The organism is Nocardia heshunensis (assembly GCF_054782115.1).
This window is the reverse complement of the sequence record NZ_BAAGTC010000009.1, coordinates 68,022-88,980: the sequence shown is the minus strand read 5'-3', so window position 1 is coordinate 88,980 and position 20,959 is coordinate 68,022. Positions and strand designations below refer to the sequence as shown.

Genomic DNA, 20,959 nt, shown 5'->3' with positions numbered 1-20,959 from the left:
CCTTTATCAAATCGTTATAATCCCAGCTAGGGTTACCGACCAGTACGCCACACCCCCCGGGTGCTTCGCGTTACCGGTTGAACCCGGTAAAGTTTGGACGGTCGTACCGTTAGCGCGAGTGGCGAAATTGGCATACGCGCCAGATTTAGGTTCTGGTGTCCTAGGACGTGCGGGTTCAAGTCCCGCCTCGCGCACAGTTTGCAGCCGGCCCCCGGCCGCACCCCGCGAGTCCCGCGAATCGCCGAGGACTCGAACACCTTTCACATTCGAGCAACCACGCAGCGATCCACATCCGTGCCGGTTCAGGCGGTCCGGCGGCGTGCGGCGCGATGGGCGAGCACCTCGACCACCCGCTGCCAGGCCGGGGATGACTCGGCGATTCGGGAGCTGATCAGCGGGGTGCCCTGCCCGCCGTTGCGTTCGTGGGCGATTTCGAAGGCGTCGAGGTCGTCGATGAGGCGGTTCAGCCTCGGATCGTGTGGGTTCCAGTCGAAGGATTCGTCGCAGGCCAGGTAGAGGCGCAGGGTCTCGGGATCGTCCAGACTCGCGTTCTTCTGCTCGATTCGCTGCGGCACGGCGGCGGGATTCAAGGCCCGCAACAGGATCCAGGAGTCCCGTTCGAGCAACACCCGCTGTTCGCCGACTCCGAGGCCGCGCATCCGGTCCAGGATCGCGACGATCTCGGCGGGCAGGATCAAGCGTTCGCCGCCCGCCAATTCGGCTATGCGGCGACGGTATTCGGCGAGTTGGTCGATCCTGTTCCGTAGCTCCCGGTCGATATCGGCGATGGCGGTGTCGAATTCGGCCGGTTGCGCGTGCAGCAGCGCGTCCACGCGGGCCAGCGGCACCCCGGCGTCGGCGAGGGTTCGGATCCGGATGAGGTCCACCGCCGCCTGCGCGCTGTAGCGCCGGTAGCCGGAGGCGTCGCGCTCGGGTTCGGCCAGCAGGCCGAGGTGGTGGTAATGGCGGACGGCGCGCACGGTCACGCCGGCGGCCGCGGCGAGCTGGCTGATCGTGAGCACCGGTCTCCCCTACTGGTCGGTCTGGTCGAGTTTAGGGGCGGGTCACCCGGGCGAGGACATCCCGGACGGCCGCCACCACCGCGTCCGGGCGGTCGACGCAGAGCCGGTGATGGAAGGTGTCGGTGAGCAGGCGCTGCTCCCCCTGCGTGACCGAGTTCACCAGGGCGGCATCCATTCTCGTCTTGGCCTCGTGGACGGCCCGCATCCGCTCGGGGTCGCCGCCCAGCACGGTCAGTGCGATCACGGGGACGTCCGGGATACCCGAGCCGGAACGCACTTCGGTGGCAAGCTCGACCAGCGTGCTCTGCTCGGCAATGCCCGACCGGATCCACCCGTCGGTCAGCTTGGCTTCGAACAGCGGCTCCCGCAGCGGCTTCGGATAGTCCGCCAGCGACTCCTCCGCCCACTCCCGCAGGATCGGCCGCATCTGCTCGAGCTGCTCGGGATCCGCCGCCATCCGCTCGGTCGCGGCCAGACCCACCGCGGCGGGCATGAAGTCGTCCCAGTCGCGGTGCAGTGCGTCGAGCCAGACCAGGCCCGCCACGTCCGCCGGGAACAGCTGCGCGAACCGGTGCGCGTACAGGCCGCCGAGCGAGTGGGCGGCCAGCACGTACGGACCGGGAATGTCCTCGGCGCGCAACAGCTCCCGCAGTTCCGTGGCGACGGCGGCCGCGGTGCGCGGCAGCGGGACGTGATCGCTGAAGCCGGTGCCGCAGCGGTCGTACACCACGGCCGTGGTGAACTCCGAAACCCCTTGCTGGACACCGAAATAGTCCAACCCGACCGCACTCGCGCCGGACAGGAACACCACGGCCGGGCCGCCGCTGCCCGAGCGGTGCACGAAGATCCGCCGACCGTCGATCTCTCGGAATCCGCCGACGGGCGGGGCGACGCTGATGGAGGAGATGCTGTTGTTCGTCATGCGGCAACCCTCCAACCTTGACGCAGGGTCAGGGTCAAGCCCGCGCGGCGACGGGGGTGAAGAAGTTGATCAGGTTGCCGTCGGGATCGCGGAACAACAGCGACCGGTTGCCCCACGGCATGGTCGTCGGTTCGTTGACGAAGTCGGCGACAGTGCCGGTGAGCCTGGCGAATTCGGCGTCGACATCCTCGACCCGGAACTCGATGATCGCGGTGCGATTCTCGGCGGCGCGCGCACTGCCGGGGGCGAAGAGGGCGACGGTGCGGGTGCTGCCGATCGCCAATGTTCCTGCCGCCGTGTGAATTTCGGCGAAGTCGGGCGTGAGCCGCAGCGCCGCCACCCCGGTCACCCGCTGATAGAACTCGACCAGGCGGTCGATATCGGCGGTGATCAGGCGAATCGACACGAGATTCATGACTGCTCCTTGCGGGACATCCGGCGGGCGAATCCCGCCGGTATCGCCACGCTAAAAGCAATACCGGACAGGATCCGCCCGGTATCGGTGGGAAGATTTCGTCATGACCCGCCCCACCGCGCGCGTGCTCGCCTTGCTGGAGATCCTGCAGACCGGCGGCACCCATTCGGTCGGCCGATTGGCCGAGCGCCTGGGTGTCGATGAGCGCACGGTTCGCCGCTATGCCGAACATCTCGCGGACCTCGACATTCCGGTCCGGTCGGTGCGCGGCCGGTACGGCGGCTACCGGCTCGCCCCGGGATACCGGATGCCGCCGCTGATGCTGTCCGACGACGAAGCGCTGGCCGTCCTGCTCGGCCTGGTCGCCGCCCGCCGGGCCGGATGGGGAACGGGACCCGTCCATGCCGCGGACAGCGCGGCGGCCAAGCTGGGGCGGGTCCTGCCCAAGCCCCTCGCCGCCCGGCTCGACACGCTGCTGCACGAGGTGCAGTACACCGGCGAGGCTGGATCCGCGGCGACCCCGAAGACCCAGGTGCTGTTGGTGTTCGCCGAAGCCACCCGGGAGCGCCGACCGGTCGCGATCGCCTATACCGACCGCAACGGGCGCGGCACCGAGCGGGTCGTGCACCCCTACGGGATGGTCACCCACAACGACCGGTGGTACGTGACCGGAACCGATGCGGCCACCGGCGAATCCCGCTCGTTCCGGATGGACCGCATCGAGTCGGCGACCACGACACCCGGGACCTTCACCCCGCCTGCGGGATTCGAACCGGCCGCCGCGCTGTTGTCCGCGCTGGCCGATGCGCCCTACCGGTACGAGATCTCGGTGCGCGTCCGGGGCGACGCGGCCACCGTTCGCGCACTGCTACCCGTGGCGATCGTCACCGTGGACGAAATCGACTCCGGTGCAATGGAAACCGGCGAGGATCCGTGGGTCCGGGTACGGCTGCGGGCCGAACGGCTCGACTGGGTTCCGGCTCTGCTCGCCGGGCTGGACCGTCCGTTCGTCGTCGAATATCCCGACGCGCTGGTCGAATCCGTGCGAGGTCTCGCCCACCGTCTGCTCGCCGCGACCGGTGAGTAGGCGTTTCAAGCCCTCGGGGTGAGGATGCTCGATCGGGTCAACGACACGATCACCGCCGTCACCCGGGCGATCTCGGGAAGCTGATGGGCTGCCGCTCTGCCCCCCTTCGGCAGACCGACAGCACCGATTCGGCCGAGCCTGGCAGGGGGGCAGTCGCAGGCACCGTTGGCTGCGACTGCGGCCGAACCGGATCAAAGGTTATGTGCGCGGATATATTCGGGTCGACCGGATCTGCGACGAACTATGTCCGGATCTGCGACGAAGGAGGGGGTGTTCGGTGTCGGAGTTGGTGGTAGCCAGCGACGCCGCGGCCGACCTGTCGAGAGATGACAGGCCGGGTTATTGGCGGGAGCAGGTCGCGGCCAATCAGGGCGGTGCGCGGATCGACTTCGGGGACTGGCCGAATTTCGAAGGCGCGCTGCGGGTTCAACGCCTGTCGAACTTTCAGCTCGGCGACTTCCAGAACGTGCAGTTCGAATCCACCGAGATCTCGTATGAACGCACCCGGGCCGAGGTCGAGGCCGATGGCGACCGTAGCGCCCGACTGCTCATCCCCCGCAGCGGCCCCTTCGGCATCGAGCAGCATGACACCCGAGTGCAATTGCGGCCCGGTCAGATCGGCGTCGTCGATTGGGGGCAGCGCATGGTGCTCTCGCACGGTGACCACGTGTACGGATGGATTCTCAATATCCCCGCCGACTTCCTGCGCCTGTCGCCCGACGGGCCACCGCATCTTGCCCTGGACGCGAACGACCCGCTGCTCGGATCCGTTGTCGCGCTGGCCGAACAACTGTCCAGCTACACCGAGATGACGGCCACTCAGTTCGTGAAGATCAGCACGCACATGGCGGAGCTGCTCGCCGACGCCCTCGACGAACGCCGCGCGCCGGAAAGCACGAAACTGGCCGCTATTTCGCGAGACGCGCGCCGATACATCCAGCGGTACTCCGACGACCCGCGGCTCACCGTGGATGCCGTCGCCGACCATCTCGGTATCACCCGGCGTCAGCTCGAGCGGGCCATGCGCCTGTCCGGAACGACCCCGCATGGTTGTCTGCTCACCGCCCGCCTGGAGCGGGCGGTGAAACGTCTCGCCGACCCGGGCAACCGTCGCCGGACCATCGCCGATATCGCCTATGACAGCGGATTTTCCGCCGTATCGGTGTTCAACCGGGTGTACCGAGAGCGGTACCACGCCTCCCCCGGCCAGCTGCGTCGGACCTGACCGGGTGTACCGGAGCGGGCAGCCTCGTCGATGCCCGCTCCGGCCTCGCCTGGGCGAGGGTCAGTGCCGCCGGGGATCGTTGCAGCGGGCTTCCCAGGCGGCCGGGAGGTCCTCGGAAAGGACCGGCGCGCCGAGGATTTCATCGTCGAAGCCGAAGGCGTCCAGCAGGGTGGGCAGGTTCTCGCCGAGGGTGTCGAGGGCCAGGCGGAGCTGCTCCTTCACCACCTTCACGGCGGCGATGTCGAGCAGACCGCGCGTGAGATACCAGGTGGCGTGCTGATCGAGGTAGTCGAGCGCGAAAACGTCTCGCACAGCGGCGATCTCGGGATGCCCGGCAGCGTTCTGGTGCAGCAGCTGCAGGGTCTCCTCGGCGCAGTACGCCTCGGACAGGGCGAGGGCGTCCGGGATGATGTCCAGCCGCGCGTCGAGCCCCGGCGTCGACAGGTACGGCTGCGCCTCCTGCACGATCGTCAGGGTGCGGGCGTTGAACAGGCTCAGCAGATCACCGATGTCGGCGGGATCGTGCACACCGGCCTCCGGCGGCATCTTCCCGGCGAGGTGCTTGGCCAGCACGCGCCCGGCCACCGAACCCAGTACGTGGCAGTCGCCCTCGCCGGTGATGGCCGCGTGGCAGACACCGAGGTAGTCGGCGACCCGGTTGGCGCTGAACATGCCCTGGGCGGCCATCTTGAGGCGGCTGTTCGTCACCGACTGCAGGGCGTGCGGCTGGATGAAGTGCTTGGCCAGCATCACCGACACGACGGTGTCGCGGCTGGTGAGATCGCTGCCCGCGAGCGTGGTCTTGATCGCGTTCCCGTAGATCGTGCGGGCGACGGTGCCGGCCAGATCGGTGAGCAGGGTGTCGCGCACGTGCGGGATCTCGATCATGCGCGGGCGGTCGGCCGGCGTCAGCGGCACGGTCCGTTTGGCGGCGTAGCGCAGCGCGATGTAGAGCGCGGCGCGGGCCGAGGCGTTCAGACAGGACGAGAGCGCCAGCCGCCCCACGGTGAGCTGGCTGATCGCCGAGGCGAAGCCCCGCTTGCGGCTGGTTTCATCGCGCCAGGTCAGCACGCCCTGATCGTCGATGGTGGCGAGGTCATTGCTCAGCCAGGCGCCGCGCTCGACCCGGAGGTTGTCGAAGCTGATGACCGAGTTGTCCATGATGACCAGCGGCTGGTTGTCGAGCTGGGTGATGTTCACGCCCGGTGCGGCCGCGCCGTCCGCGTCCCGCAGCCGAGCCGCGAACAGGTGCACGCCCTGATCGACGCCCGCCGAGTCGACGTAGCGAGCCCCGACCACGCAGACCCGGGACACCGGAATGCCCACGCTGGGCATGAATTTGCGGGCGCGCGGCTCCGGGGTGTTGATGACGAACCCGTCGCCGTCCCAGGTCGCGATGGTCTGCATGAACTGGATGTTCGAGCCGCAGCCGTACTCGGTCAGCAGCATGACGCCGATGGCCGAGGCGTCGTCGAGATCCCGCAGATACGGTGCGGCCGAATCGGAATCGGTCAGCGTGGCCAGGCTCCCCGAGGCCAGGTTGTAGTGGCCGGAGATCAGCGGAATCAGATCCGTCGCCAGCACCGCCGACCAGTCGAACACCGCGAACAGCGCGGGCAGGTCGGTCGCGATATCGCGGGTGTCACCGATTTCGCCGACCAGGTAGCGCAGTTGGTCGTAGGCGTTCTGCCTGCGCTGCTCCTGGCTCTGCTTCTCGGTGACGAAGTAGTCCGGGTTGCTGAGAACTTTCTGCAGTCGCTCGTGGAACTCCGGGTTGCCGTGCCGAAGCAGCTCGGCCAGCGATACGCCCTCCATATGACCGTGCGAATCCATAACAACCTCCTACTTATTCGAGATCCCCGCAGCGGCAACGAATCCGCTACGGGCATACGGGGCCATCGCCGGGTTTCGGCATGCCACCTGCGGTGTCGGCCGCAGCGGACACCGGAGGGAGACCTGTCAAGAGGGGTTCCGGGCGATCACCAGTCAAAGATTCGTCGCACCACACACCTTCACGTGAATTCCGTTCGGGCACAGCGCGTCATCGCAGCTGGAGGGCACTATCACGGCCGTATCCACCGGCGGGTCACCTTGCCGCAGTGTCTGGTTCGGCCGAATAGTCACGAATTGTAGTGTTGCACACAGTCGCTGACAGTTCACAGTGAACACACAGTCGAAAGTGTGTCAACGGGTTGTTTGCCCGCTTGTCCGCCGGTGTTCGCGCAAGTCCGCCCGGATGCGGTGCGGGACTACGCCTCCGGGGTCGGGAACGGGCGGCAGGACGGGAACACCACGGGCAGCGCCGTCAGTGCCCGGTGGAACGGACCCGGTCGCCAGACCAGATCCGCCTCGGCGACAGCGAGTTTGGTTTCCGGGAGGAAGTCCAGCAGCTGATCGATGACGTCCTGCGCGAGCAGGATCCCGTACGGCCGGGCGTGCGCCGGGCAGGCGTGATCACCGGAGCTGAACGCCAGGTTCCAGCCGTTGTCCAGGGAATCGCCGGGAGCCAGCTCCGGATCGGTATTGCAGGCGGCCATGCTGATGATGACCGGCTGATGCGCGGGCAGCCACACACCCTCGACCAGGATGGGCTGGCGCGGATAGGTGATGCAGTAGTTCGCCATCGGCGGGTCGCTCGCCAGCCGCTCGGCGATGGCCTTGCTGGTCGGCAGCGGCATCCCCTGCATGCTGCTGGTGAAGCGGGAGTCGGTCATCATCAACACGAGGGTGTTGGCGATCAGGTTCAGCGGCGGTTCGACACCCGCGGCGAACAACAGCACCAGCTGATGCACCATCTCCTCATCGGTGAGCCCGACGGGATGCTGGACCAGCCTGGTGGTGACGTCGTCGGCCGGGTGCGCCCGCTTCAAGGCCGTGAGGTCGAGCAGCGCCTCACCCATCTGCGCGTTCACCGTCTCGGTGTCCACACCGTCGAACATCGCGGCGCTGGCGGCCGCGACCCGCGCGCCGATATCCGGTGGGCAGCCGAGGATCTGGCAGAACACCGAGAAGACCAGGGGCAGGGCGTACTGGCTCAGGATGTCGGCGTGACCGTCCTCGCAGAAGGCGTTGACGACGGGGACGGCGGACCGCTCCACCATGGATCGCACCGCGGGCAGATCGATCCCGGCCAGGGCATCGGCGAGCGCCGTGCGATAGCGAGCGTGCTCCGGACCGCTGGTGCGAATCGCATTGGGCCGATATTCGACCATGGGCATGATCGGGATGTCGGCGGGCACCGTCTGCTGCCAGATGCGCGGATCGGCCGGAAAGTGGGTGGGGTCGTTGAGAATACGCACGGCGGTCGCGTACTTGACCACCAACGTCGCGGGCACTCCGGGCCAGATCTCGACCGGAACCAGCGTTCCGTAGGTGCTCCGCATGTGCCGGTAGTACCCGTGCGGATCGGCCGCGAATTCCGGACTGTACATCGGGATCCGGCCCTGGTCCTCGATCAGCGACGCCGAGCCCGTGGAAGCTCCCTGATTCGCGTGCTGCTGATCCACCTGATCTCCCTTGAAATCGTTTGCAGCAGAATAGTACCCAAGGCAGTCCTCGGGCACCCGCCGCGACCGGCGATCAAGGCTGCTGTTCGGCGGGCCCGGAAAGTCCGAGATCGTCGACCAGGCGGCGCACGCGCGCTTCCACCTGATCGCGAATCGCACGTACCTCCTCGATCGGCAGGCCCGCCGGATCCGGCAGCCACCACTGCTCGAACCGATGGCCGGACACGATGGGATCGCTGTCGCCGCAACCCATGTCGATGACGACATCGGCAGCCCATACCAACTCGTCGGTCCATGGCTTCGGGAACTCGGCCGTGATATCCACGCCGCGTTCCGCCATCGCCTGCACCACAACCGGATTCACGGCCGCGCCCGGTGCCGACCCGCCCGACCAGCCCACCGCTCGAGCGCCCGCCAATTGCGCGAAGAAGCCCAGCGCCATTTGGGAGCGGCCCGCATTGTGGGTGCAGACGAACAGCACCCCGGGGATGCCCGAGCGACGCCCGGCCGCCTTCGACAGCGCGAACATCCGGTCCCGGGCGAAGCGCTCGGCGAGCAGCGGCACATCGCCTGCGGGGTCGGCGAATGCGGACAGTGCGGCGTAGGACGACGTCAGTAGCGGCTCGATCACCTCGGGGCCGAATTCGCCGCCGAACTCCGCGCCCAGGCGGGCGACGGACGCGGCGAGTGCGGTCGCGGTCGATTCATCGGACCCGTGCGCCACCTCGTCCCCTTCCGCTGGCCGGTCGCTACCAGCCACCCTACGCACCCGGCACCGACCGCGCCTGCGCTGACGCGGCCGTGCAATCGCCCGGTCCGGCCCGCCGCCGGGCGCGCTGCCACAAGATTGCTGACATCCTGAGACATTATTGGAAATCGATGTATTTCAAATTCCTGACCGGCCTAAACTGCGTCGCATGGAAGTTCATACCCGCCAGTTGCAGTACTTCATCGCGGTTGCGGAGGAGTTGAGCTTCACGCGGGCCGCACAGCGGTTGCACGTGTCACAGCAGGGTTTGAGCACCCAGATCAAGCAGCTCGAGCACGAGATGGGTGTGACGCTGTTCTCACGCACGACACGGCAGGTGGAGCTCACCGCGGCCGGGGTGGAATTCCTGCAGCATGTCCGAGACGCACTGGCCAGCTTGGGATTCGGACTCGAGGCGGCCCGGGCCGTACAACGCGGGGAACACGATCGGCTGGTGCTGGGGTGCCTCGAGGGGGCGGCACTGACCCTGACCGAGCCGATTCTGGCCGCCTTCCGGGCCGCCCACCCCGAGGTGACCATCGAGTTCACGCACTTCACCTACGACACCCCATCCGCCGGTCTGGCCGACGGGCTGGTCGATGTGGCCTTCGTGCGCCGCCCGTTCGCCGACCTGGGACTGCGCTTCGAGCCGTTGTTCACCCAGCCACTGATGGTGATGCTGCCCGCACATCACCGCCTCGCCGACCGCACCACGGTGACGGTCGGCGAGCTGCTCGATGATCCGATCCTCGCGTCGGGACCGACCGATCCGGTGTGGAATGCGTTCTGGCGGCTGGAATCCCACCGCGGCGGACACACGGCCCCGGCGGTCCTGCCGGTGAAGACCCTGCTCGAAGAGCTGCATCAGGTGGCAACGGGCGCGGGTATCGCGATGACGGTGCCGTGCGCCGGCTGGATCCGATTCCCCGGCGTGCGAGTCATTCCGGTGTCCGACGCCACCCCGAGTGAAGTCGCGGTGTGCTGGCGCGCCGCACACCAGACCCCGCTGGTGCGCTCCTTCGTCGACATCGCCCGGCGGGTACGCGCCGCCAACCCGGACCTGATCGCCCGGCTGGAGACACCGCACCGCCGCGAGCGGAATGCCACCGCCGTCGCGGCCCTGTCCTCCTGATCCACAAGCAGCACTTGTCGATCATCAAAACAAGTGATTTCCGCTCTATCTCCTTGTGCCATAACGTTTTTCGCGATGGGCAAAGGCTCATTCGAAAACACCCGAAGGAGAATGAAGAAGATGGGTTCCGTGGCCAATCTCGTTGTGGATGCGCTTATTTCGGCCCTGCTCAAGCAGCTGTTCAGCGGCTCCGGCAGCTGACGAAGAAGGCCCGGAACCTGATGGTTCCGGGCCTTTCTCGGTGCCGATCTATTCGGTGCCGAGCGCCGCGGCGAGCAGTGGCCACGAGTTGTGCAGGTCGTCCTGCCAATAGCGCCAGGTGTGGGTGCCGGTGGGGCGGAAGTCGACCTGGGCCGGAATATCCAGTGCGGCAAGCCGATCGGCGAGCGCGTGGGTGCACGAATTGGTGGCGGCTTCGATGATGCCGCCGAGCACCAGTTGATCCGCCTTGGTGATCACCTGGTCGGGGGTGGGCGCCGCGCCGAGGCTCTCGGCCGGTCCGGGCAGACCGGTGCCGCTGGAGAGGTAGATCGCCTTGCCTCGCAGGCTGTCCGCGGTGAGCACGGTGTCGTGCGCGCGCCAGGCGGGATCGTCGTCCGGACCCCACATGTTGGCGGGGTCGGCGTCGCCGCGGCCGAGCACCAATCGGATGTAGGCGCGCCCGGAGGGATCGGAGGTGGCGGCGCAGCCGCTGTAGGCGGCGACCGCCGAGTACACGTCCGGCGCGCCCGAGGCGAGGTCGAGCGCCGAGGTGGCCGACATGGACACGCCCGCAATGGCATTCACGCCCGAGGTGTGCAGCGCCGCATCGATGATGGGCGGCAGTTCCCGGGTCAGGAAGGTCTCCCACCGGTTGCGACCCAGTTTCGGGTCGTCGCGTTGCCAGTCGGTGTAATAGGAGAATTCACCGCCGACCGGCGTCACCACATTCACGTTCTTCTTCCAGAAGAACGCGACCACATCGGTTCGGCTGTACCAATTGGTGATATCGGTGCCGCCGCTGGCGCCATTGAGCAGATACAGCGTCGGGGCGTTCGGCTGAGCTGCCATTACCTGCAGCGGGATTATTCGTTGCATGGCAGCCGAATACACGTAGAACATCTCCTGCCGCTGCCCCTCGCGATCGATGTGATCGAGATGGGAGGCGACCTCCGCCCGTGAAATCTGCAGCGCACCCGGGGCGACGTAGAGCAACGCCGCCAAGGCTGCGCACGACAGGACCAGCGACGAAAGAGACCGCGTTCGTGACACGACCGAACTCCTGGGGAAGAAAGGGTCCTGGGCCGCGCACGGCCGCGCGCACGACGCGGCCCAGGAGTCTGAGGGAAGGGTGACTCAGCTGCCCATCAGGCGCCGGATCACATTGGTGATGGTGTCGGTCACCGAGCCGGTGGAGCTGAGCTGGTTCTGCGAGGATCCGAAACCGCCCTGGTCGAGGCTGCCCAGCAGGGCCTCACCGGGATTCGCGCCGCGGCCGGTGAAGCACACGCCCATACTCGGCTGGTTGGAACCGACGCCCACGGTGCCGCCGACGCCGATGCCGCCGCTGAGCACCTGCTGGCCGTCGGTGACAGACCCCGGCACCTTGTAGGTGAACTCGGCGGTGACCGGATTGCCCGAGTTCACGAACCATCCGGTGCCGGTCACCTCCCAGCCGCCGTAGTCCGGCTCCGGCGTCACTTCGGCGGGCTGCTCACCCTGCCCGAAGTGATACGCGGTGACCACGACCTTGACCGGCTTGTCGAAGCCGGGCGGCGGAAAGTCGGTGATCCGGTTGACGTACGGATTGCCGATGCTCGTGGTGCCGACCACGATCTTGTACGTGACCAGCGTTCCCGGTGCGGCCGTGGTGGTTTCGACCGTCTTGTCGTAGGTGTGCGTGATCCAGGCACTGCTGATGCCGGGGTTGTAGTCGACATGCTGGGTCTGCACACAGTCCGGGGACGCGGCGTCCGCGGCCGGCGCGGTATCGGCGGTGGCGGGCGCGGCGCCGAGCGCGATACCCGCGCCCGACATCACCAGGGCCGCCGCAATTCCGGCAGCCGATTTCGGGGTGTTACGCATGATTCCTTCCAACGGTTCCGGAGAAACACGGAACCTGTTACCGGTGAGCCGAGGAGAATTCGAGCATTTCGCTCACGCTGAAAACGCTAGAGCACAACGGAGGAGAACTTAAATCTTGATTTCCGAGCCATTGACAACCCGACCTTGTCAATCGGCCCGGAACAACTGTTTCTACTCGGACCGCCTGCGCCACTAACTTTTCCGGGCATGTCACCAAGTAAATCCCGCCGCGGCGGCGCGGCCGTGGCGCTCGCCGGAATGCTCGCGCTCGGCGCGGCCCTCGCCGACGCCCCCGCCTCGGCGCAACCGGCCGACATCGCATCCGGATCCGGTTCCGGCTCGGGCAGTTTCGGTTCCTCGGGCTCCGCGGACTCCGGATCCGGCGCGGCGAACGACCCGGTGTCGACGCTGCCCGCCCCGGCCTCGACCGCCCTGCGACTCGACGGCGCGGCCAACTTCCGCGATATCGGCGGCTACCGCACCGCCGACGGGCGCACCGTCCGCACCGGTGTCGCCTTCCGCTCCAACCGCCTGGCCGGGCTCACCGACGCCGACCTGGCCAAGCTGAGTACCGCCGGGGTCACGCTGGATGTGGACCTGCGCAACGGTTCCGAGCGCAGCAGCGCGCCGGATCGGGTGCCGACGGGCGCGCAGTACCGGGTCGCCGATGTGGTGAGCTTCGACAGCGGCGTCTCGTTCCACGAGTTCCCGGTGATCACCCTGGGTCGCGGCGTGATCGACGGCCTGATCAACGGCTCGTCCGATCTCGTCCAGTCGGCCGACTATCCGCTGATGGTCGATTTCCACGGTTCGGACGTCGCCTTCGGCACGCTGCTGCGGTCCCTGGCCACGAATTCCGGTGCGGCGGTGTATCACTGCACCTCCGGCAAGGATCGCACCGGCTGGGCCACTGCGGTACTGCTCACGCTGCTGGGCGTGCCCCGGGATGTGGTGAATGCCGACTACCTGGCCAGCAATACCGAACTCGGCGATCCGAAGGCGGTCCAATTGTCCTGGCTGGAGGCGGCTTTCGGCGAGGTGGACCGACTCTACGGCAGCGTCGACACCTACGTGCGGGACGGACTCGGCCTGGATCAGGCCACCATCGACGCACTGCGGGCGAAGCTCCTCGCCTGATTCTCACGATGTAAGTACAAGAAACACAAAGGAATTCACAATGGCACGAGCAATGACACACACCGCCGCGAGCGCCGCCGCCGCACTCGGGGTCGTGGCCCTGCTGGGGAGCGGCATCGCCGACGCCGCCCCCGCAACGATCACCTGGAACAACAACGGCACCCAGTACACCCGCACCATCAGCGACGGCACCCCCGCCTTGGGTGAAACCATCACCGTCACCACGACGTTGTCGCGCACCCAGGACCCCGACGAGACCTACAACTGGTTCAAGGATTTCCATCCCTCGTGCCTGACCTATGTGACCGGTAGCGCCAAGGTGACAGATTCCACCGGCGCCCACCCGGTCGAGCCCTACCTACAGATCGATCCCACTTTCATCGCGGGCGACTTCACCACCGCCGGACTGAAATTGGTCGTCAAGGCCGGGAGCACGCCGTCACCGACCTTCAGCGCGCAATACCAAGTCGGCTCGTGCACGCCCGGCACCGCCCTCGACACCGGGATCGCGTACCTGTCCAGCTCCGGCCAATCGGACTTCTCCACCCGGGGCCCCTCGATCACCGTCGGCGGCACGCCCGGCGGCACCGATACCGGCAGCAGCACGCTGACTTCGCTGCTCGGCGGCCTCGGCTCGAGCAAGTAGTCAGCGCAGACACCTGCGGTCCGCGATCTCCTCGGCCAACGCATGGGAGATCGTGGCCGCCTCGTGTTCGGCCCAGGCCGCGAAGTCGGGAAAACGAAGATCGATGCCACCGGCACAGTCCCAGCAGGCCGCCGGGCCACCATCCGGGCGAACCGGGAACAGCATCATGATGAACCGGTGCGACTCCGGGGTTTTCCCGACGAGCACGCGGCGATACCCGTCCGGTACGAGGAGCGCGCCGGATAACCCGGTATCGAAATACCGCTGGGCGCGCACGGAATCACGACGCCATTTCTCACCCGCGGCGAGATCGCCCGAGCCATAGAGTTGCACCGTCCCGAACCGTGGCCAGCCGTCGCAGGCCAGCAGAAACTGCCGGTACGCGGCATCGAAGCGCACGGCCAGCCGCCGTTCGGCCGCCGCGACGGCGAGCTCGGAGGCGGGTGGATGGGGCGGCATGGACAGCACGGGCTCATCGAGGCGCAGCGAGGCCGCGTATTGCGCCGCGTACACCGAGCCCACCAGATCGGGCCAATTGGTCATTGTTTCGAAAACGCTAGAGCACCCGAAGATCGAAGAGAAATCATTCTTCGCGGGCCATTCACAAGGCCGATTTGTCAATGAATGGGACTGTTCGAGCAGATGGTTCGGTTCCGGTCCCCCCTCGACCTAGACTGCGCGCCATGGAAGTCCACACCCGCCAGTTGCAGTACTTCATCGCGGTTGCGGAGGAGTTGAGCTTCACGCGGGCCGCGCAGCGGTTGCACGTCTCGCAGCAGGGTTTGAGCACCCAGATCAAGCAGCTCGAGCACGCGATGGATGTGGTGTTGTTCTCCCGGACCACCCGCAATGTCGAGTTGACCGCGGCCGGAACGGTCTTCCTGCAGGATGTGCGCGGCGCGCTCACCGGCCTGGACGTCGCGATCGAGCGGGCGCGGTCGGTGCACCGGGGTGAAAAGGACCGGTTGATACTGGGCGCGCTGGAGGGCGCGGCGCTGACCTTGACCGAACCGATCCTGTCCACGTTCCGGCAGCGCCATCCCGGCATCACCGTGGAGTTGCGGCACTTCACCTACGAGGATCCGTCGGCCGGGCTGACCTCGGGCGCGGTGGATGTGGCCTTCGCCCGCAGACCGTTCGTCGACGCGGGCATGCAATTCGAGACCTTGTTCGCCGAACCGCTGATGGTGATGGTGCCCACCGATCATCGGCTGGCCGACCGCACCGAGGTCTTCGCGCACGAACTGCTCGCGGAGCCGCTGCTCGGGGCCGTCACCACCGATCCGGTGTGGAATGCCTTCTGGGAGTTGGACGCCTTCCGCGACGGGTCCCCGGCTCCGGTGGTGTCGCGGTCCAATTCGTTGCTCGAGGAGTTGCACAAGGTCGCCACCGGGGTCGGCGTGGTGCTCACCGTGGCGTGTGCGCGCTGGATTCCGTTTCCGGGCGTGCGACTGCTGCCGATCGCCGATGTCCCGCCCAACGAGGTGGCGGTCGGCTGGCACGGGGCGCAGGAATCGGCGCTGGTGCGTTCGTTCGTGGAGGTCGCCCGCGGTATCCGGGACACGCATCCGGACCTGGTGGCCCAGTTGCAGGAACCGGACTTCACGGATTGCACTGTGCCGCCCCACCTTTGATCGGACGACGACAGTCACAACCCGAGGTTGTGAATTGATCCGGAAGTTTGATTTCTCTTCGAATCCCGCACCTCTTAGCTTCTTTGAAATGAAGGCTTTTACCATCCTTTTACTGGCCGCAGGACTGCTCCTGGCCCCCACGGTTCATTTCACTCCCCCGGCGCAGGCCGCGCCGACCGGTTTGAAGGGCCCGTTGAGCACGCGTGGCCGGTACATCGTCGACGCGGCCGGGAATCGGGTGAAGCTGAAGTCCGGCAACTGGCACGGATCCAGCGGCACCTGGACCGGCAGCGGGGACGACGACGATCCGGCGAACAACTTCGCCCAGGAGACCGGCCATCGCGCGCCGCTCGGCCTCGACCGCGTCCCGCTCGACAAGATCGTGGCGGACTTCGTGGGCTTGGGGCTCAACAGCATTCGGCTGCCCTTCTCCAACGAGATGATCAATGACGACCGGCCGGTCAAGGGGCTGACCGCCAATCCCGCGCTCAACGGGCTGACACCGCTGCAGGTCTACGACCGCGCGGTCGCCGCGCTCACCGGCGCCGGGCTCGGCGTCATCCTCAACAACCACACCACGACCACGCGCTGGTGCTGCGGCGTCGACGGCAACGAGCGCTGGAATTCCGGGCAGGACACCGACACCTGGGTGAACGACTGGGCGTTCATGGCCGACCGCTACAAGTCCGATCCGGGGGTGATCGGGGCGGATCTGCGCAACGAGGTGCGCCGCGACACCTGGGACAACCCCAACTGGGGACTGGGCGACAGCCACGACTGGGAGGCGGCGGCGCACCAGGCGGCCGATCGGATCCTGAAGGATGCCAACCCGAATCTGCTCGTCATGATCGAGGGCGTCAACTGGTCCGGCATTCCGACCGATCTGACCTGGCACCAGCGTCCCATGCTGCGGGATCTGAAGTCGTTGTCGGAGACGCTGGTTCGCTCGCACAAGCTGGTCTACTCGGTCCATTTCTACGGCTACATCGGCCCGAACCACACCGGTGGCACCGGACTGAGCGGCGGCGAGACCCACGATCCGCGCTTCCGGGACATGTCCCGCGACGACCTGTTCAAGTCCATGGACGAACTCGCGGGGTATGTGGCGAGCACGTCGGACCAGCATTTCACCGCGCCGGTGTGGGTCAGTGAGTTCGGAATCGGCAAGGGCGCAACGGGTCTGGACAAGGCCTGGTTCCCGAACATGGTCGACTACCTGATCAACCGCGACCTCGACTTCGCCTACTGGCCGATCGTCGGCTTCCAGCATCAGGACCAGGGCAATGACTGGGGTCTGCTGCGCTACGACACCGACGGCAGCAAGCGCAGTGTGATGGACGCCGACGACTGGCGGGGCGCGCAGGTGCGACGGCTACTCGCGGCCGACGGCAAGACCGGCCAGGTCGCTCCGGTGCGAGCCTGGTCCATGCTCAATGCGATCCACGACGACCACAACGCGTCGCTGCGGGCCGCCAACGATTGGGATCCGGGCGCGCACAAGCTCGTCTGCCCCGATGACCAGCGCCTGATCGGCATCAGCGCGACGGGCCAGGGCGGCCTGTGCACCGACGCCACCGAGGGCAATCTATGGAAGGACGGCACCTCCGCGACGAAGGTCTCCGACGAGAAGGTGACCACGGACTGGGCCAACGGCTTCACCAAATACCAGTGCGCCGAAGGCCAATTCATGATCGGCTACAGCGTCCGGGGCGACGCCACCTCGGCCGTCCTCTGCGCGCCCGGCCGTATCCCCCTGGCAGGCGCGGGCCGCACCGTATGGGACGACAAGGGTGACAACCGGCCGTCCTCGGGCGAAGGCGGCGACTACGCCAACGGCTACTACAAGGGCCAGTGCAACGCCGACGAGTACGCCGCCGGAATCGCCTTCTCCTGGGCCAACTCCCGCCACGCCCACCCGGACGCCCTGTACTGCCGCAAGCTGCACTGACCCCGCCCGATTCACAACTCGGAGTTGTGAATCCCTCGAAAAGTAGAGTTTCACCTCGAACCGGATGTTCTCTACGCTCTGACGAGTAGGCACCGCCGACGACCGGACTGAGCCCCCGGAAGTCGGCGGTGCCGACACCGAATCAGAGCTCAGGACCGCGCAGCCGGGCCGGGGCGACGCGGTTCAGGGCGGTCGGAACATCCAGTTGCCACCCGGACTCGTAGGCTTCGGCGAATTGCTCGGCGCCGAGTTCGGCGCTACCACGGCCACTCAGCTCATGGACCTGAAGGTCGGTCGGGTCGTGTGCGCCGCGGAGGCGGGCAGCGGCGCCGAGCAGGACGGCCGAATCCCGGTATCGGCCATGGAATCTCGCGAGATCGGCGACGGTCAGCGCGACCGTCGCCACTATCGGCATATCCCTGCTGTCGACCGCCGCCGAGTAGGCCCGGTCCAACGCTCGCTCCGCCCCAGGCCCATCGTTCGACTCGAGGCAGAGCGCGGCCCGGGCCGCCGCGACCAGTGCGGGCACGTGCTTGCTGCTGCCCGAAAGGCGCTTGGAGACAGCGGCTTCGGCCGATTCGATCAATTCGCGGGCACGACCCGGATCACCGATTTGCCGCTGTAGCAGGGCTTCCCAGGTGTCGAGCAGGATTGCGGCATCGGTCGGCATCGAATGCGGTGCGCGCCCACGGGCAGCGGCGATGGACTCGGCCGCCGGAGTGGTCTCCCCCAGCCGCAGGTGCAGGTCGATCCGACGCAGGTCGATGAAGATCTCGTCGGCGAGGTCGAGGGTACCGAATGCGCGGGCGAGCAGGACGGATTCGGACAAGTCGCCGAGCGCCCCGCCGAGATCGCCGTCGTATTGCCGCAACAGCGCGCGCAGTGGGAGGGCCTGAGCGCGGCCCCAGCGATCGCCGGTGCGGGCGAAGCATTCCAGGGCCGCGGTCACGTCGGCGCGAACCTGATCGAGGCGGCCTTCGTTCTCGGCGATGTGCGCCCGGAACATGCGGGCCAGCCCGGACAGCCACACGTCCGGACCATCGATGAGCCGCTGCATGGTCTCCGATGCCGTGCGGGTCGGCTCCATCGCGGCCAGCCGGAGGGCGAGCAGCGAGCCGCCGAAGCCCGGCAGGGTGGGGGCGTGCAGTATTCGATCGGCGAGCGCCGGGAGCTCGTCAACCGACTCGGTCACCGAAACATGCTGGGTAGCAATAATATTGAGACGCAGCCCCAGGACGAGATCGTGCTTCGCGCGCGGGCCGGTCGCCGAGCCCGGGACTGCTTCGCGCAGCCAGTAGGCCGCGTCGTTGTGCCTGCCGAGCATCTGCCAGAACCAGGACAGGTTCACCGCGAGCCCGATCGCGCGGTCGGCATCGCCGCTGTCGCAGAGCTGACGCAGGGCGGCGAGCACATTGTCGTACTCGGCGCGCAATACCCGCAGCGCACCGAGTTGCTCGGGGCCGCGGAGCGCGGGGTCGTAGCGAGCGACGAGCGCGGCAAAGTAGCGGGCGGACAGCTCTCGCACGGCGGTGGCCCGACCGTTCAGGCTCTGCAGGCCGTACTCGCGAATCGTCTCCAGCATGCGGTAGCGGCCGTCCGGTGCGAGTTGCAGCAGCGAGCGGTCGACCAGTCCAGCGAGCAACTCCGGGATCTCAGCGCTCGACACCGCGGTTCCGGCACAGACCGCCACGGCCGAACCGGGCGTAATACCGCCGGGCAGCACCGAGATTCGCTCGGCGAGCGTGCGGGCATCGGCGTCGAGCAGATCCCAGCTCCAGGCGATGGCGGCCCGGAGCGTGCGGTGCCGCTCGACCGCGGTTCGGCTGCCGGAGGCGAGCAGGCGGAAGCGGTCGGAGAGCCCGGCGTCGACGGCGGCCAGCGACAGCGTGCGCAGCCGGACCGCCCCGAGTTCGAGCGCGAGCGGCATCCCGTCCAGGCTGCGGACAATGCGCAGGACCGCATCGAGATTGTGCTCGCCGACCTCGAATCCGGGGCGCACGGCGGCCGCACGCTCGGTGAACAGCCGCACCGACGCCGTCCGACGGGCCTGCGCCACATCGGCATTCGGTTCCGGCAGGGTGAGCGGGCCGAGCGGCACCAATCCCTCACCGTCGATCGCCAGCGGCTCCCGGCTGGTGGCCAGCACGCGCAACTCGGGACAGCGGGTCAGCAGCGGCGAGAGCAGACTCGCCACGGCATCGATCACCTGCTCACAGTTGTCGACGAGCAGCAGGATCTCCCGGCCGTCGAGCCGATCCACGAGCAGGTCCAGTTCACGGATGTGGTTGCCGTGCAGTCTTTCCGGGGCCTCGAACAGCGCCGGTCCGCGCGGCCCGACCGCCGTCAGCACCGCCGCGCCGACTTCGGTCGCCAGGGTGACGGAGGCGAGATCGACCATCCAGCAGCCATCGCGGTACTCGTCGCGGCAGCGGCGTGCGGCCTCGACCGCGAGGCGGGTCTTGCCCGCACCACCGGGACCGAACACGGTGACCAGCCGACCGGCGGTGAACAGCGCGCGGATGCGGTCGAGATCGTCGGCGCGGCCGAGGAAGCTGGTCAGCGGAGTGGGCAGGTTGCCCGGCTCGGGTTCGCTTGCGGGAGTGGACTGTTGCGTCCGCAGCAGGCGCAGGTGCCGCTCCCGCAATGCGGTGCCCGGATCGATGCCGAGCTCGTCGGCCAGGGTCTCCCGGACCCGCTCGTAAAGCGTGAGCGCTTCGGCTTGTCGGCCCTGTCCGGCCAGGGCATCCATCAGCAGTGCCGCCGCGCGTTCGTGAACCGGGTGGTCGGTGAGCATCTCGGACAGGCGGGCCGCGGCTGCCTCGGCGCGACCGAGGGCCAGTTCGGCGGCGGCCAGGTCGGCGACGGCCTCGACCGAGAGCCGGGCCAGCCGGGTCCCGACGGCGGGTGCGACCGCCACCACCGCCGCGGGCTCGTCGCCCGGTCGACCGGCCCACAGGGTGAGAGCCTCGTCGAGTGCGGCTGCGGCGGAACGCGGGTCGCTCGCGCGGAGCCTGTCACCGCCGAGGACTGCCAACCGCTCGAAGCGCAACGCGTCCACGTCGGCTTCCACCGCGAGCCGGTAGCCGCCTCCGACCTGCTCGACGCTGTCGGCCGCGCCAAGCGCCCGACGCAGTCGCGAGACCAAGGTTTGCAGGGCGTGCGCGGGATCGGCGGGGAGGTCCTCACCCCAGATCGCCTCCACCAGAGCATCCGGCTCGACGGTCCGGCCGCCGACCAGCGCCAGCCGCACCAGCAAGCCCCGCAACCGGGCGCCCGGAACCGGAACCACGGCGTCGCCACGGGCCACCTCGACGGTGCCGAGCAGCGTCAGGCGAAGCCGCGCTACCCCGGTCGTCCCTCGATCTTCGCCCACCCCACGACTATTCCCCATCGGCGTCGACGCCACCGCACGGATTCCGTGTGAGCGCCGTGCGCGCCCCGTGTGAGCGGCCCGTCGCACTCTTTCGGTGCCC

At 67.7% G+C, this 20,959-nt stretch carries 17 protein-coding genes and 1 tRNA gene; 8 read left to right on the top strand and 10 right to left on the bottom strand.

Annotation, left to right across the window (positions count from 1 at the left end; genetic code table 11):
* Window positions 1-112 precede the first annotated feature (112 nt).
* A tRNA-Leu gene (locus ACYVN4_RS28300) sits at window positions 113-194 on the top strand.
* A gap of 108 nt (window positions 195-302) precedes the next feature.
* On the opposite strand, the gene ACYVN4_RS28295 is transcribed toward ACYVN4_RS28300, so the two are convergent.
* The 3 genes from ACYVN4_RS28295 to ACYVN4_RS28285 are packed head-to-tail and all read right to left on the bottom strand — an operon-like array spanning window position 303 to window position 2,359.
* Window positions 303-1,022, bottom strand: coding sequence for a MerR family transcriptional regulator (locus ACYVN4_RS28295; RefSeq protein ID WP_460725060.1), 720 nt, complete (start codon window positions 1,020-1,022; stop codon window positions 303-305).
* A gap of 31 nt (window positions 1,023-1,053) precedes the next feature.
* Window positions 1,054-1,944 (bottom strand): alpha/beta fold hydrolase, encoded by an 891-nt coding sequence (locus tag ACYVN4_RS28290; protein ID WP_460725059.1) that lies wholly within the window; start codon window positions 1,942-1,944, stop codon window positions 1,054-1,056.
* A 34-nt stretch (window positions 1,945-1,978) separates the two neighbouring features.
* Entirely contained in the window at window positions 1,979-2,359 is a 381-nt protein-coding gene (locus ACYVN4_RS28285; RefSeq protein WP_460725058.1) for a VOC family protein, read from the bottom strand.
* 103 nt (window positions 2,360-2,462) lie between these two features.
* Here ACYVN4_RS28285 and ACYVN4_RS28280 point away from each other — a divergent pair, with 103 nt between their 5' ends.
* Window positions 2,463-3,446, top strand: a complete 984-nt coding sequence (locus ACYVN4_RS28280; protein WP_460725057.1) for a helix-turn-helix transcriptional regulator — start codon at window positions 2,463-2,465, stop codon at window positions 3,444-3,446.
* A 277-nt stretch (window positions 3,447-3,723) separates the two neighbouring features.
* The gene (locus tag ACYVN4_RS28275) at window positions 3,724-4,671 is read left to right on the top strand and encodes an AraC family transcriptional regulator (protein WP_460725056.1); all 948 of its coding nucleotides are present in this window, start codon (window positions 3,724-3,726) and stop codon (window positions 4,669-4,671) included.
* A 60-nt stretch (window positions 4,672-4,731) separates the two neighbouring features.
* On the opposite strand, the gene ACYVN4_RS28270 is transcribed toward ACYVN4_RS28275, so the two are convergent.
* From ACYVN4_RS28270 to ACYVN4_RS28260, 3 genes are all read right to left on the bottom strand, one after another.
* Window positions 4,732-6,504, bottom strand: coding sequence for an acyl-CoA dehydrogenase family protein (locus ACYVN4_RS28270; protein ID WP_460725055.1), 1,773 nt, complete (start codon window positions 6,502-6,504; stop codon window positions 4,732-4,734).
* Between the two features lie 416 nt (window positions 6,505-6,920).
* Window positions 6,921-8,177 (bottom strand): cytochrome P450 family protein, encoded by a 1,257-nt coding sequence (locus tag ACYVN4_RS28265; protein WP_460725054.1) that lies wholly within the window; start codon window positions 8,175-8,177, stop codon window positions 6,921-6,923.
* A gap of 73 nt (window positions 8,178-8,250) precedes the next feature.
* Complete coding sequence (locus ACYVN4_RS28260) at window positions 8,251-8,937, bottom strand: arsenate reductase ArsC (protein ID WP_460725053.1); 687 nt, start codon at window positions 8,935-8,937, stop codon at window positions 8,251-8,253.
* A 157-nt stretch (window positions 8,938-9,094) separates the two neighbouring features.
* Here ACYVN4_RS28260 and ACYVN4_RS28255 point away from each other — a divergent pair, with 157 nt between their 5' ends.
* Window positions 9,095-10,057 (top strand): LysR family transcriptional regulator, encoded by a 963-nt coding sequence (locus ACYVN4_RS28255; protein WP_460725052.1) that lies wholly within the window; start codon window positions 9,095-9,097, stop codon window positions 10,055-10,057.
* A gap of 249 nt (window positions 10,058-10,306) precedes the next feature.
* On the opposite strand, the gene ACYVN4_RS28250 is transcribed toward ACYVN4_RS28255, so the two are convergent.
* On the bottom strand, window positions 10,307-11,308 hold the full coding sequence (locus tag ACYVN4_RS28250) for an alpha/beta hydrolase (RefSeq protein WP_460725051.1): 1,002 nt from the start codon (window positions 11,306-11,308) through the stop codon (window positions 10,307-10,309).
* Window positions 11,309-11,392: 84 nt separating this feature from the next.
* Window positions 11,393-12,121, bottom strand: coding sequence for a hypothetical protein (locus ACYVN4_RS28245; RefSeq protein WP_460725050.1), 729 nt, complete (start codon window positions 12,119-12,121; stop codon window positions 11,393-11,395).
* A gap of 207 nt (window positions 12,122-12,328) precedes the next feature.
* On the opposite strand from ACYVN4_RS28245, the gene ACYVN4_RS28240 reads away from it, so the two are divergent.
* Window positions 12,329-13,258, top strand: coding sequence for a tyrosine-protein phosphatase (locus ACYVN4_RS28240; protein WP_460725049.1), 930 nt, complete (start codon window positions 12,329-12,331; stop codon window positions 13,256-13,258).
* Window positions 13,259-13,298: 40 nt separating this feature from the next.
* On the top strand, window positions 13,299-13,904 hold the full coding sequence (locus ACYVN4_RS28235) for a hypothetical protein (protein WP_460725048.1): 606 nt from the start codon (window positions 13,299-13,301) through the stop codon (window positions 13,902-13,904).
* Here ACYVN4_RS28235 and ACYVN4_RS28230 read toward each other — a convergent pair whose 3' ends face one another.
* Window positions 13,905-14,447, bottom strand: a complete 543-nt coding sequence (locus ACYVN4_RS28230) for an SMI1/KNR4 family protein (protein WP_460725047.1) — start codon at window positions 14,445-14,447, stop codon at window positions 13,905-13,907.
* A 140-nt stretch (window positions 14,448-14,587) separates the two neighbouring features.
* Between ACYVN4_RS28230 and ACYVN4_RS28225 the strand changes: the two genes are divergently transcribed.
* Entirely contained in the window at window positions 14,588-15,538 is a 951-nt protein-coding gene (locus ACYVN4_RS28225) for a LysR family transcriptional regulator (protein ID WP_460725046.1), read from the top strand.
* Window positions 15,539-15,626: 88 nt separating this feature from the next.
* Window positions 15,627-17,486 carry a glycoside hydrolase family 5 protein gene (locus ACYVN4_RS28220; RefSeq protein ID WP_460725045.1) on the top strand — a complete coding sequence of 620 codons (1,860 nt, stop codon included), beginning with the start codon at window positions 15,627-15,629 and terminating at the stop codon, window positions 17,484-17,486.
* A gap of 142 nt (window positions 17,487-17,628) precedes the next feature.
* On the opposite strand, the gene ACYVN4_RS28215 is transcribed toward ACYVN4_RS28220, so the two are convergent.
* Window positions 17,629-20,859, bottom strand: coding sequence for a BTAD domain-containing putative transcriptional regulator (locus ACYVN4_RS28215; protein ID WP_460725044.1), 3,231 nt, complete (start codon window positions 20,857-20,859; stop codon window positions 17,629-17,631).
* Between the last annotated feature and the right edge of the window lie 100 nt (window positions 20,860-20,959).

Bases quoted from the DNA above. Each gene is read 5' to 3' on its own strand.
- ACYVN4_RS28235 (WP_460725048.1), top strand. From the start codon at position 13,299: ATGGCACGAGCAATGACACACACCGCCGCGAGCGCCGCCGCCGCACTC.
- ACYVN4_RS28280 (WP_460725057.1), top strand. From the start codon at position 2,463: ATGACCCGCCCCACCGCGCGCGTGCTCGCCTTGCTGGAGATCCTGCAG.
- ACYVN4_RS28285 (WP_460725058.1), bottom strand. From the start codon at position 2,359: ATGAATCTCGTGTCGATTCGCCTGATCACCGCCGATATCGACCGCCTG.
- ACYVN4_RS28225 (WP_460725046.1), top strand. From the start codon at position 14,588: ATGGAAGTCCACACCCGCCAGTTGCAGTACTTCATCGCGGTTGCGGAG.
- ACYVN4_RS28230 (WP_460725047.1), bottom strand. From the start codon at position 14,447: ATGACCAATTGGCCCGATCTGGTGGGCTCGGTGTACGCGGCGCAATAC.
- ACYVN4_RS28290 (WP_460725059.1), bottom strand. From the start codon at position 1,944: ATGACGAACAACAGCATCTCCTCCATCAGCGTCGCCCCGCCCGTCGGC.
- ACYVN4_RS28270 (WP_460725055.1), bottom strand. From the start codon at position 6,504: ATGGATTCGCACGGTCATATGGAGGGCGTATCGCTGGCCGAGCTGCTT.
- ACYVN4_RS28240 (WP_460725049.1), top strand. From the start codon at position 12,329: ATGTCACCAAGTAAATCCCGCCGCGGCGGCGCGGCCGTGGCGCTCGCC.
- ACYVN4_RS28220 (WP_460725045.1), top strand. From the start codon at position 15,627: ATGAAGGCTTTTACCATCCTTTTACTGGCCGCAGGACTGCTCCTGGCC.
- ACYVN4_RS28245 (WP_460725050.1), bottom strand. From the start codon at position 12,121: ATGCGTAACACCCCGAAATCGGCTGCCGGAATTGCGGCGGCCCTGGTG.
- ACYVN4_RS28255 (WP_460725052.1), top strand. From the start codon at position 9,095: ATGGAAGTTCATACCCGCCAGTTGCAGTACTTCATCGCGGTTGCGGAG.